Below are 12,575 nucleotides of genomic sequence, written 5' to 3'. Positions count from 1 at the left end.
TTGCCCTATGCTGCCAGGCTATTCGCCCGCCGCCGTTTTTTTCCACGATGCTGCGGAGCGAATCAGTTCGCCGATTTTGCCCGACTGCGCCACAGATCCGCTACAGACTGGGCGATCGTCCGGTCGTCAGGTTCTTCCTGTTCAGCCGAAGGGCATATGTATGCATCCGCGTCCGCTTCCGACAGATCAATCGGCTGCCCGCATACGAGCACGACGTACCGAAAGCCATCGTTTCTCCAAGACGCGATCAGTTCGTTGATTTTCCCGATGTGCTCCGGGCCGCCCGCGCCATAGTGATACGCCGGCATCGTAACCGTGCGTCCGCGGAACGCTTCTTCCAGCGGAGACAACCACTCCCCGGTCCGCGCGACCTTCTCCGTCGCTTCGGAGGGCGACTCCTGGCCGGTTAGGCCGGACAGAGGCAGCAGGCACGTATCCAAATAAGGCTGGAGCTCAGGCCAGCTCTGCGGATCAATCTCGCTAAATTTCATCCGCTTGTCCCTCTCCTTTCTATCTTGCTTTCTCTATTTATCGTACCCCAAAAAGCTGGACAAAGGAAGTCGAAGTCGAAGAAAAACGTGAACCCAACGGCAAAAACCCGGCTTCGCCGGGTCGAGTCGTCACGTCTGTTCCGATTTTTTTCGTCACTGCGGACAAATGAAAGCTATTCCTGGATAGCCTTCAATTCGTCGGTCAAGCGCCGAAACGATTCTACGTCTCCTTGCGCAAGCGCGTCATCGATTGCGGTGTAGATTTTTTCCGTCCGGTAATTGCGCAGCGCTTCGTCCAGGACCATTTCTGCCGCCAATCCCAGCATCGTCTCGTAGGCGACTTTCATGTTGTCCATTCGTTGCACCTCCGGTTGTTCGGCTGCGAGCGCATCGGCTCCCAATAAAGCATATTCACCGATGTCCGCCCCGTTCAAGACGATAGCCCTTCTGTCGATCAATATACCTTTGCCTACCTGTTGCGCAGCTTGTTTTCGCCCGCTCCATGCGGCAGTTCATCCTCAAAAGCAAGCGGATGCCCGGAGACGAGCGCTCTCCCCTGGGTCGTCGCCTTGACGACCTGAAGGCCAAGCTCCGTTTCCCCCCAACGCAGCACGCCTAGATGCATCAGCATTCGCAAAATACGCTGTTCGAAAATGTCTGCCGCAGTATCGTAATAATAGGAACGAATCAGCGGCTGCAGCGTTTCCCTCAGCGAATCGACCGTGACCCACTGCGAGGACAATCTTCCGATCCACTGTACTAAAGCCGCGAGATTCGGAATCGGCGACTTATAGAGCCGCATCCAGAAACGATACAGGCTCGCAGGGTCGGGTTTGACAAGCCCGGCGGCCACATCGAATCCGGCCTGCGTAAGCGTTAAGCCGCCTTCGGTTTGCTCTGCGATCAGTCCTTCGTAATAGACGAAGTCGTACAGCAGCGAGAAACGGTCGGGATAATCGCGAAAATGTCGTCCGTATCCGAACCGCCACCCTCCCCGCGTCGGCAGCGATTCCACTACGGCAAGCTGCTCCAATGCTTGGGAGATTTGCCGTTTGTACATGACGCCTTCCGTTGTTAGCGGCACGGTATTGTTCCTTACAAAACGAAGAAAATGCACGGCATCCTCGGCTAGAAGACTGCGTTCGTCCCGATAGGCGAGCGGTTCGTCGGTGTAAATCAGGTTTTCTTTGTAGCGTTTTTCCAGAACGTCGCACAGCCTGGTCTTGATATCCTCCGGCACTTGAAACAGCGAACGGGTTGTCTGCGAAACGCCGTTAAACAACCAACCGAAGCTCTTGAATCTTGAGATCGACAGTCGTGCGTTCTCCTCCGGTCCCGGCGGCGGCTTCTGCTCTTCTTCCTTCGCCTTGCGGGAGCGCGGCTTCCTCCGTGTCGCAGGATTGGGAGCGCCTGAGGTGCCCGGCTTTGTCGGCTGAACCGGATTGGATTGAATCGACTGGATCGTTTGCGCCGATTGAGTCGGCTGTGCCGATTTGTCCAGCGCCCTCGCCTTCAACTCCTCCAAGCTATAGACGGTTCGGTTCTCAAACACGAGAGAATTCAGAAAGCGCAAATCGTTCCCCGAAATTTCCCGAATTCGGGATTCGATGACGTCCCTTCGCTGAACGGTCGCCAAAATCGTCTGGATCAGCTCGTTCTTCGAATGGCTCGTGCTGGCGCAGTCATAAGTGTCGGCAATTTTTTTCAACTCGGAAATGTCTGCGTAGCATAGCATATCGGCCAAGTTCATTCGACGCCCCCCTTTCCTGGAGGATTTACTGTTCAGTATAGTCGCGGGGCCGACGTCTTAAACGTAGAAAGCAAAAACAGGACCGCCCTTAAAGGACGGCCCTGTGCAGATATTCATACTATAAGATGAAGCTATGGGTTCATTAATGTTTCTTCCGTCTCCGCCAAATGCCTCGTGCAATTGTGAATTAGCGGCTCCCATACGTTCTGTCCCTGTTCGAGCACCGTCAGCGACATGTTCAGCAGATGGGAATCGTCCAACCCTTGGCACATCGCTTGCAGCATTCTGGCCAGAAAACTGCCATGCGTAACGACCAACCACGCTTCCCCCGCATGTTTGTCCGTCAGCTCCCGAATGAACGCAAAGCCTCTCTCCCTTACGGAGTCGTCGTTTTCCTGGTCGGGCACAAGCCGTCTCCAGTCCTCTCCCCATCGATCCAATCGTTCCGCCAATGTCGTGCCTTCGGCTTCCCCGAACGATCTTTCGCGTAAGCGTGAGTCCCGAATAACGGGGATTCCTAGCCGATCGGCCAAAATTTCCGCTGTATGCGCGGCACGCTGCAGATCGCTGCAGTAAACGCCGTCCCACCGCCCCTGCTCCCCGTGCAGCCGATCGGCCAGTAGCCGAGCCTGCCTCACGCCTTCCGGACTGAGCGGAATGTCGGTGACTCCTTGAATGATTCCCCGCTGGTTCCACTCCGTAATGCCGTGGCGAACCCAGCCGATGCGCGTTGCTTTATTCATGATCTCACCCTTGACAGCCAATTCAAAATTAACAGCGTCATAATCATGCCTACGATCGAGAAAGCGATCCAATACTCCGGTACCGCCGGAGATACGTTTAGTATGATCGGATCGCTCAGACTGGCGACGGGAATATCCAGCCGAATGTCGTCTCCGTATTGGTGACTGACTGCGAAAGCGTTGGCCGATTCTCTGCCCCCCGCTTGGTCGACGATGATGCCGCTGCCGAACGAAGCGTACAGAAATCCGCATACAAACAGTGCCAATAGCGCGGCAAGAACGCCAGCGACCCGTTTCTTGAACAGAAACGAGAAGGCGTACGTCCGGCGCGTCGCCGGCATGTACCAGCTCTGTTCCGTATAAATGCGGTCCATAACATTCTTATTAATCTGCGCCGAAGAGATTGGCACGACGTCCTGTTCGTCATCCAGCGGAAGCTCATGAATGAGAAGAGCGCTCTCCTCCCACATCCGGAACTCCTCTTCGCAGGCTTTGCAGCTCTGAACGTGCAAATCTATAGCAAATTTATCTGCCGAATCATCCGGCAAATCGCGATATATCCCGAACCATTCCGCAGCTTCTTCACATTTCATCGCAGCTTCATCTCCTCGTACTCCTTCATCATGGCCGGTTCTGCAAAGTAAGATTCCAATTGCACCTTTACACTGGCCCTGGCCCGGAATAACAACGATTTGACGGAACTGACCGTCTGCCCGAGAATGTTGGCGATCTCTTGGTAATCCATTCCATCGTACTCCCTAAGAATAAGCGCGGAGCGCTGCTTCTCGGGCAAGCTGTTGATGGCGTCTCTTACCATGGTTACCTTCTCGTTGCGCAGCAGTCGCTGCTCGGGCGCCTCTTCCAATGGGGCGGCAGGTATGTATGTGGAGTCGTCCAGCGAGAGGTGCGCTGCTTTTTGCTTGCGCAATTCGCTTAGAACGGTGTTGCGTGCAATCGTATATAGCCACGTCGAAAAGGACGCATCCACTTCTCTGAAGGAGTGTAAGCTTCGATAGGCTTTATAGAACGTTTCGGAACATAGATCCTCCGCCAAGATTTCAAGCTTGGCGCTCTTCAGCATATGGTAGACAAAAGAAAGAATCTTCTTCTGGTATCTTCCCATAAGCATCGAGTATAGTTCGACGTTTCCGTCCTTGATTTCCCGTATCAACTGGGAATCGGTCATCATTCCCGCGACCCTCCCCCTATTCAGGGTGAACGTTCGCAGCCGGCGTTCTATCCTAATTGTACCGGCCAAAAACGAAAAAGTTGCGCTCGAAAGCGCAGTAAAATTTGGTGAGCCAGTATTTTACAAATACTATATGCTATTGTAACACAGGAAATAGGGTTATGTGCTTAAAAATTTCTCAAAATTATTGGCGGTTTGTCTTAAGGAATCGCATGGTTTTTCGCGTCCGAATAGCGCAGCGGATTAAGAATCCGCAATCGAATTGCCGCTCAGCACAAAATAAGACGTACCAAATGAGCGAGAAGTTACATCCAACCGTCATGAAACCGTTTCAAAAATAAAATGTAAGCGCTTATTGACAAAATGAAAACGAATACATATAATAAAAGTACAGTATGGTTTCTCTCCACTCCTATCCAATCCTTGCACAATGTGCAGCCACCCTCCGGGGTGGTTTTTTTTTGCCCATTTTTCAGCATATGCGCGGGCCGGGCACTTATTCTCATTGGCTGCTTGCCTTCCCCAGTCGCTTATTAAGACCGCGTGGCGAGCTTATCTCCCACTTCCGACATCAGATCGAGCCAATAAGACCGTGTGGCGGTCTTATCTCCCACTTCCGACACCGGACCGAGCCAATAAGACCGTGTGGCGGTCTTATCTCCCACTTCTGACACCGGACCGAGCCAATAAGACCGCGTGGCGGACTTATCTCCCACTTCCGACATCAGATCGAGCCAATAAGACCGCGCGGCGGATTTATCTCCCACTTCCGACACCGGACCGAGCCAATAAGACCGCGTGGCGGACTTATCTCCCACTTCTGACACCGGACCGAGCCAATAAGACCGCACGGCGGACTTATCTCCCACTTCCGCTCCCGTTCCGGGCCAATAAGACCGCGTGGCGGACTTATCTCCCACTTCCGACATCAGATCGGGCCAATAAGACCGCGTGGCGGTCTTATCTCCCACTTCTGACACCGGACCGGGCCAATAAGACCGTGTGGCGGACTTATCTCCCACTTCCGACACCGGACCGAGCCAATAAGACCGCGTGGCGGACTTATCTCCCACTTCCGACACCGGCACGAGCCAATAAGACCGTGTGGCGGTCTTATCTCCCACTTCCGACACCGGATCGAGCCAATAAGACCGCACGGCGGACTTATCTCCCACTTCCGAGGTAGTGCAAACTGCTGCTTCCTTATGCGCCGATTCCTCGTAGCGGCGTCCGCCCTCTAATGTCGCAGGCTAGCTTCTATTTGTACCGATCCGCCCCCTAATCGCAGGCAAGCCCCTTTATACTTATCTCCCCCACCCAATTACCGCAGAATATCTCCTATTACGCCGATCTACCCCAGCTATCGCAGACTAGCTTCTATTTGTACCAATCCGAGCCAGGGAGTCTAAAATTTGTCGTACATTCGACTCGACCCCGTTGGTATGTGTATGGATCGTGATTTCCGGATGAGTCGGCGGCTCGTAAATGTCCGAAATTCCGGTAAATGCAGCAATCTCGCCTTTGATCGCTTTGGCATATAAACCTTTTACGTCCCGACGTATACATTCCTCCAGCGGGCAATGCACATACACTTCAACATAGGACTCCAACTCGGCTCGCGCGTAGTCGCGCATTTCCGCATAGGGCGCAATCATCGAGATCACCGTCGTAACCCCGTTGCGGTTCAGCAGCTTGCTGATGTAGACGGCGCGGCGAATGTTTTCCAGCCGGTCCTCTCTGCTAAACCCCAGTTCACGCCCGACTTTGCGCCTAAGCTCGTCACCGTCCAGACATTCGACCTTAACGCCGCTTTCCCGAAGCGCCGCCGCAAGAGCGAATGCCGTTGTCGTCTTCCCCGAGCTGGGAAGTCCCGTCAACCATATTGTCGCTGCCAGCTTCCAACCGCAAAGCTCCGTTAACCTTCTCTCTATCTCGGCATCCGCCTCTTCATCTGTCTCCATAGCCGCCTCTCCCCCTGCCTCCGTCCAATGCGCACAAGCCCAACTGCTGCTCCCCTCTATATGAAAGCGATTCGTTCAAGCAAGCGCTCCCCATAAATCGGTCCAAACGCTTGCCCCTCCATATGGATGTAGCCGATATAACAATCGCATCGCTTCATCCGGCACGGACGTTCCTTCGATATTCCCTCCAGACCGTCCCTGTACAAATTCCCGATTACCTGACGATCCTTGTAGCAATGCTTCACGCGGCCGTCTCCCTGAACGTAAAACACTTGTTGCCCGGCACGACACGACTTGCCCATGCTGTCATAATTTTGCACATTAAGCGCAAAATGAGGGTCCATACGTGTCAAAAACGCCAAATCCTCGTCCGAATAATAATCGGCTTGATCTTTATAGGCGTTCACCCACAGGTACACATCTTCAGGCAATGCCTCACGAACGGATGAAATCGCCTGGAACGCGCTCTTGACGCCGACGCAGCCTACGCTAAACGGAATTTTCCGCCGATAGAGCTCACCGCATTGCTGCACAAATCGCTCTTCCTTCGTCTGACCGGGATGGTAGGTTGCCCAAAATGCGGCCGTCGCCGGGTTTAAATCATCTGTCCAATCGAGGCTGGCAGAGAGGTTGGTCTGGATCGCGACTTTACGAACATGCGGCATATGCGACAGCTGAATCATTGCTTCCCTGTACCAGCGATGCGTAAGTCCTTCGCCATAAGGATTAAAAAACACGGACAACTGATGCCCGCTCTTCTCCTGATCCTTTACCCAATCCACGAAGGTGTGAACCTGCAGCCGATCTTTAGCCAACGTTTCCCGGCTATCGATGTTTTTGCTGAAAGGGCAGTACGGGCAGTCGTAATTGCAGGAGCTTAAGCTCCCGCGAAAATAAACCGTCGCTATCATGAGACCACGCAGCTTTCCATAAGCTCCCGTATTTCCGGCGAGATGAACCAATCCCCGATCGCATCGGAATACATCAGCCCTTCCGACGTGAGCCGCAGCGTACCATTCTCAATCGCGGCAAGCTCGGTATCCAGGAGTTGGTTCAGTTCGGGATAATCGGCGAGAGCCGACGCCGTGAACCGCTCCGCATAGCCGTCCAGCGCCAAGCCTTCCGTATGAAGCAACGATTTCAGAATAAAACGGCGCTGTTGGTCGTCCTTGCTAAGCACAACCCCGTAATCGGCATAGCTGTAATCGTTCTGAGCCACATAATCGGCAATAATGCTCGCCGTGGCGGAGCGTCCCACGCTGTAGCGCGAAGAGTAATGGACCGTATTCGTATAAGAGCGCGCTCCGCAACCGAGTCCGATCATACCTTCGTCGTGGCAGCCGTAAGAAAGCAGCGTTTTGTCCGAGCCGGCTTCCGCTTTGGCGAACCTGCGCATCGAATACTGAGTATACCCTCGCTCCAGCAACCGCTCCCGCGCAGCCTTATAGAGCTCCAACCTCCGATCCTCGCCGCTCTGTCTGATCTGCTCCGGCTTGACAATCGTATGCTCCCGCGTATACAGCGGATAAATGAACACTTCCTCCGGCTCGTAAGATAGCGCCCGATCTAGCGAATACATCCAGGATTGGAGCGTCTGATCGGGGAGTCCATAGATCAAATCCAGATTGAGAATCGGAAATTGCTGCTGCTTGAGCAGCTTCAAAGCCGTTTCCACTTCCTGCGGCTTCTGCGGACGGTAGATTGCTTCCGCTTCGGACTCGACGAAGCTTTGAATGCCCATACTGACCCGGTCGACTTGCCTATTTTTTATAATGGCCAAGCGGTCGGGAGTTACCGTTTCGGGAGAGGTTTCTACCGAGATGGAAGCTTGAGACGGGTCCATGCCTACAACATGCTGGGCAATATGAAACAATCGATCAAGCTGTTCGGGGACGAGCAAAGTCGGAGTTCCTCCACCGACGGCAAACCTGGCGATCGGCTTGCTCCGAATGAACGGAGCCCACTGTGCGGCTTGTCTTTCCAGAGCATCCACGTATTCGGCGTGTACGTCCGCTCTTTTGTCAGGTAAAGTGAACAAATTACAAAAGCCGCAGCGAGCCCCGCAAAACGGAATATGCATATATAAAAAGAACGTATCCGCTAGCTCCCGGCTCCATAGCTCGGAAAGCGGCAGCTTCGTCTCCAATGTTCGATAGGCGGTTTTGTGCGGATAAGAGTACAAATAAGAGCGATAAGGCTCCGAGGTCAGATGATCCTTCCAACTGCGTAAATGGTCTACTTGGTTCATCGTAATCCCTCTCCCCTTACAAAATAAATTCCCGATAAGGCACATTCCATACGACCTCATGCGCCAACCTATGGCCTTGATAGCCGTCTTCGCCATAAGCGGTGCCATGATCGGAGAATACCATACAAAATACGGGTCGTTCCCGTTCTCTGAAAGCCTGAAACAGCCGACCGAGCTCACCGTCCGCATAGCGAAGCGCCGCTCGCTGCGTCTCAACCGAGTCCACTTTCGCACCCGGCACGAAATAATGATTCGGTCCATGAATCGCCGATACGTTCATAAACAGAAACAGACGCTGACCCTGATCCGCATTTTGCAGCAGCTTGAGCGCATGGTTGACCTGATGTTCGGTCGAGCGCGGATTCGTCACTCCGAACGTCATTCGCCAGTAGCTCTCCTGAAAATAGCCGGGGAGCACTTTGGCCAGCGGAACTTTTTTGGTGAAAAAAATGACGCCGCCAATGCAAATCGTACGGTAGCCTTCCGCCTGCAGCCCGGATACGAGATCGGTCGAATCAAATTGCCATGTATGCGGATGCGTCTTTAATCCCGTATTCTTCGAATGAAACAGACGCACGTGTTCCGATTTGTTCTTGGTCGCCGGAGTCGGCAGAAATCCGCCAAAAAAAGCGTGATGAGCCGCATAAGTAAAGCTGCCCGGCGTATGCCGCAGCTCCCAATGCCCGCCGCCGCACAAATTCGGGCAATTCTTCTCCTCCAGGACTGCCGCGTCATAGCGCAGCGTGTCCAATGTAATCATGAGAAGATCGTGACTGCCTACAATTTCGTTCATATTAAACATGATTTCATTTCCCATTCGTAAGGATTCGATCCTTCGTAGTAGCAATCATAGAGCAAATCGCCAAACGGATTCACATCCAGCACAAAAGGCCGATAGGAGCCGCTGCTGAGTAACACGTCGATACCGGCAACGGCAGAACGCGGAAATACCGCTAACGTCTGTTCGGCGCATTGGCGTACGGAAGCTTGCAGTTCTTCGGACAAGCCAACCTCGCCTAAACTCAAACGCTGACTGTCTAGATGCAAATTCGTTATTGGTGTTTTGCTTGCTCTGGCGATGCTATGACACGACTTGCCGGACACGACAAGCTGCCGGATATCGAACGTGCGATTCTGATAAGCGGCCTTCGGAATCCATTGCTCCACATGAGCGCCATGCCCCAATACCCAGTTGACGATTTGACGGATGGAACGCTGCTCGGTGTAGTTCACCAGCTTTTTGACGTTATAAAATAACGGAGGTTTGGCCGCATAGTTTTCCACGCCGATTGTCGTGACCGCCGATTCCGCCCCTGTAACCGGATTGACTTGATAAGCGATTACGCCGCAGGCTCCCGAGCCTGTTGCGAGTTTTATAAACAGCCGGCGCACTCTCTCGCTATCCATCGCCTCGCGCAGAGCATCGTAATCCGGGAGCGCTTCCGGAGCAGCCAATCTTCTCGGCACAGGCAATGCGGCGGACGATAACAACCGGTGCGTCAGCCTCTTATCGAACATGGCCGCAATGTCTTCAGGAGCGTTCATCCAACGCGGCTCGGTCCACAGTTGCCCGGCTTCCTGATCCAACTGCGACAGCAAACGGCAATACCCGCGAAACCACTGGGATGGATGATACAGCTTGCCCTTGATTTCCATCATGCTGCGGGCAGCCCGCGATGAAACAGGTTGAAACGGCGCTTTGCCCTCCGTCTTTAGCCAGCGATCGTTGAGGTCACCGAGACCGGGGCGATCCGCATCGGAAGCGCCAAGCGCAATCAGCTCTCTCTCGACTTCAAAATGCTCCCCCGGCGCGTCGATTCGCAGCAGCGGCGGTTCATCCGTTATTTGCCTCAACCGCTCGGCCAGCGAACGTAAAGACGATTTTCCCTGCAGCACATCGATGTAATCTAAAACAAAGGCTGGGGGCAACCCCAGCCGAGCTCTCGCCGCTTGCAGTCCGTTCGTTCTTCTGTTGCCGGAATTGCCGATGATAATCATCGCTTTCATCGTTATTCCGTCAAGGAAGGATAACGATAATCCTCATCTTCTGCGTCGCCCTGATGATCGCTAATATCCGCTTTGATGCCGGACTCCTGCCAACGCTTCATCATTTTATCGGACATATAATGGTAGCTTAGATCAAGAAACTCCAGCTTCTTGACCTTCTCGCTCTGAAGGAGGGCTTCTGCTCCCTCATCCGACAATGTGCCCATGGAGAGGTCTAACGTATGTAATTGATCGACAATCGGAGCGTTCGCTACGGCAATCGCGATTTCATCTTGAATCTCGCTATCCTTGAGGCCGAGATAAGTAAGCTTCGGGAATTTACCGGGTTCGATCAGCGGGAGAATGTCTTCCAGACCGCCGTCAAAACCGTAATCCTCTACCCCCAGATACAGTTCCAGCTTTTTCAAGCTCTTGAAGCTTCCTTCGCTAATGCTGGCGATGACCTCTTTGCCCAGTCCGCCGCAAATAATGACAAGCTCCTCCAGCTTCTCGTGACTAGCGGGATCAAGGCTGAGACCCGTGCTCCCTTTGATCGTCAGCGATGTCAGTTCAGGATAAGCGGTCAAAATCGGTCCGATATTGGATTGATTAATCCAGGAGACTTCGCATTCCTCGTAAGACATATCGCCAATAAACAAACGGCGCAGCTGCGGAAAACGGTCCTTCAAGCGAACAAGCGCCTCGACAACCGGGCTCGAATCATGCTCGTAGGCGCCGCCCCAGTCGCCGATAATGAGACTTTCGAGCTGCGCGTTCTCTGGACTGTCGGCCAGCTTCTCTATTAAATCTACGATCTGGACTCCATTCTCGTGTTGATCATAATCGACAAACAGTTTACATTCAGACATGACGATCCCTCCTGAGAATGAATGCGAATACTTCGTTCATTATAAAAGCCGGATATGGAAATTTCAAATTTACTCACTTAATGCCGACAATACTGCTTCTTATTCACGCACGAAAAAGAGCACCCCGCCACGAAGAAAACGGCAAATGCCGATTCCGCGCACTAGCGGGATGCTCATCTTTATCAAACGATTACATATGAACGTCGTAATTGAGCGATTTGAGCAACGCTGTCGCCCGGTCCAGATCGTCGGCCTGCTTAAACGACAGCCGCATAATACCCGGCACGTCTTCTCGGCTCTCGATAATTTGCAGGTTGCTCAAGTTGATCTTCGCCTGCCCGAGCTCTGTCGCGATCTTGCCGATAATGCCCGGATGGTCCGGCACATCGACGTAGCATTCGAACAACGAAGTTATCATGCCTTTGCGCCGCTCCGGAAGCTGGCTGCGGAAAACCCCTGCCGAGCGGAACTGTTCGGCAATCCCCTCGCCGTCCTCCCGTTCCAGCAGCGCCGCGAAACGCTCCATTTCGCCCTGCCAATCGCGAACGAGCTTTAGCATAACGTCGCGATTGTTTAGCAAAATGTCGCGCCATATAACCGGATCGCTGGACGCGATGCGCGTAATGTCGCGGAAACCGCCGGCCGCCAGCCGCATGTACAGCTCGTTCGACTCGTTATACCCGGCAATCTGATTGACCAGCGCAACGGCGACGATATGCGGAAGATGGCTGATCGCGCCGACGATGTCGTCGTGCTGCACGGCATCGGTTTTGACGATGTGTGCGCGCGTATGCTTAAGCAGCCGTTCCAGCTTGCCCACATACTCGGGCGGCGTTTCCGCCGTCGGCGTAAGCACGTAATAGGCGTTTTCCAGCAAATAATAACTGGCTGCTTCGACGCCCGAACGCTCCGAGCCCGCCATCGGGTGTCCCCCGATAAAGACGGCGCCCCGCAAGCCCAGCTTGTCGGCATGATGCACAACGGAAGCTTTCGTACTGCCAACGTCGGAGATGATACAGCCGCGCTTAAGCGGCAGCTTGGACAGCTCGTCCACGTACTCCTCCAAACGCCCGACCGGCACGCACAGGAAAATAAAATCGGCGTCCTGGGCCGCCTCCGCCAGCGAAGTCGTGGCCGAATCCACAACTCCGAGCGCCACATATTTCTCCGTCGACGCCGCATTGATCGAGTGTCCGACGACGTGCACGCCCGGTTTGCCCTTGAAGCATAATGCCAGCGAGCCGCCGATTAAGCCGACGCCGAAGATGGCGATGCGAATCGGATTCGCTTCATCAAAATCGCTAAAGTCCGTAAAGTCGCTAAACTCTCCGCTCATAC

General features: G+C 53.7%; 14 protein-coding genes. All 14 read right to left on the bottom strand.

Features of this window, described 5'->3' with window-relative positions:
- Positions 1-62 precede the first annotated feature (62 nt).
- Positions 63-491, bottom strand: a complete 429-nt coding sequence (locus DFP98_RS30775; RefSeq protein WP_116064467.1) for a DUF2487 family protein — start codon at positions 489-491, stop codon at positions 63-65.
- A gap of 173 nt (positions 492-664) precedes the next feature.
- On the bottom strand, positions 665-847 hold the full coding sequence (locus DFP98_RS30770) for an IDEAL domain-containing protein (protein ID WP_116064524.1): 183 nt from the start codon (positions 845-847) through the stop codon (positions 665-667).
- A 113-nt stretch (positions 848-960) separates the two neighbouring features.
- Positions 961-2,241, bottom strand: a complete 1,281-nt coding sequence (locus tag DFP98_RS30760) for a hypothetical protein (protein ID WP_116064466.1) — start codon at positions 2,239-2,241, stop codon at positions 961-963.
- 131 nt (positions 2,242-2,372) lie between these two features.
- Positions 2,373-2,984: a histidine phosphatase family protein gene (locus tag DFP98_RS30755; protein WP_116064465.1), complete on the bottom strand. Its 612-nt coding sequence runs from the start codon at positions 2,982-2,984 to the stop codon at positions 2,373-2,375.
- Positions 2,981-3,577: a hypothetical protein gene (locus tag DFP98_RS30750; RefSeq protein ID WP_116064464.1), complete on the bottom strand. Its 597-nt coding sequence runs from the start codon at positions 3,575-3,577 to the stop codon at positions 2,981-2,983. Before DFP98_RS30750 ends, DFP98_RS30755 begins: the two co-directional genes overlap by 4 nt.
- Entirely contained in the window at positions 3,574-4,170 is a 597-nt protein-coding gene (locus tag DFP98_RS30745) for an RNA polymerase sigma factor (RefSeq protein WP_116064523.1), read from the bottom strand. Before DFP98_RS30745 ends, DFP98_RS30750 begins: the two co-directional genes overlap by 4 nt.
- A gap of 536 nt (positions 4,171-4,706) precedes the next feature.
- Positions 4,707-5,330 carry a hypothetical protein gene (locus DFP98_RS30740; RefSeq protein ID WP_116064463.1) on the bottom strand — a complete coding sequence of 208 codons (624 nt, stop codon included), beginning with the start codon at positions 5,328-5,330 and terminating at the stop codon, positions 4,707-4,709.
- Between the two features lie 213 nt (positions 5,331-5,543).
- Entirely contained in the window at positions 5,544-6,134 is a 591-nt protein-coding gene (cysC, locus tag DFP98_RS30735; protein WP_116064462.1) for an adenylyl-sulfate kinase, read from the bottom strand.
- A 56-nt stretch (positions 6,135-6,190) separates the two neighbouring features.
- Positions 6,191-7,045 (bottom strand): STM4011 family radical SAM protein, encoded by an 855-nt coding sequence (locus DFP98_RS30730; RefSeq protein ID WP_116064461.1) that lies wholly within the window; start codon positions 7,043-7,045, stop codon positions 6,191-6,193.
- Positions 7,042-8,382, bottom strand: a complete 1,341-nt coding sequence (locus tag DFP98_RS30725; protein WP_116064460.1) for an STM4012 family radical SAM protein — start codon at positions 8,380-8,382, stop codon at positions 7,042-7,044. Before DFP98_RS30725 ends, DFP98_RS30730 begins: the two co-directional genes overlap by 4 nt.
- Positions 8,383-8,398: 16 nt before the next feature.
- Positions 8,399-9,184 (bottom strand): STM4013/SEN3800 family hydrolase, encoded by a 786-nt coding sequence (locus tag DFP98_RS30720; RefSeq protein WP_116064459.1) that lies wholly within the window; start codon positions 9,182-9,184, stop codon positions 8,399-8,401.
- The gene (locus tag DFP98_RS30715) at positions 9,172-10,389 is read right to left on the bottom strand and encodes an STM4014 family protein (protein ID WP_116064458.1); all 1,218 of its coding nucleotides are present in this window, start codon (positions 10,387-10,389) and stop codon (positions 9,172-9,174) included. Before DFP98_RS30715 ends, DFP98_RS30720 begins: the two co-directional genes overlap by 13 nt.
- A gap of 2 nt (positions 10,390-10,391) precedes the next feature.
- Positions 10,392-11,237: an STM4015 family protein gene (locus DFP98_RS30710; RefSeq protein WP_116064457.1), complete on the bottom strand. Its 846-nt coding sequence runs from the start codon at positions 11,235-11,237 to the stop codon at positions 10,392-10,394.
- Positions 11,238-11,427: 190 nt separating this feature from the next.
- On the bottom strand, positions 11,428-12,573 hold the full coding sequence (locus DFP98_RS30705; protein ID WP_116064456.1) for a prephenate dehydrogenase: 1,146 nt from the start codon (positions 12,571-12,573) through the stop codon (positions 11,428-11,430).
- Between the last annotated feature and the right edge of the window lie 2 nt (positions 12,574-12,575).

Source organism: Cohnella phaseoli (assembly GCF_003386235.1).
Taxonomy (GTDB): domain Bacteria; phylum Bacillota; class Bacilli; order Paenibacillales; family Paenibacillaceae; genus Cohnella; species Cohnella phaseoli.
This window is presented reverse-complemented; position numbering and strand designations above follow the sequence as displayed.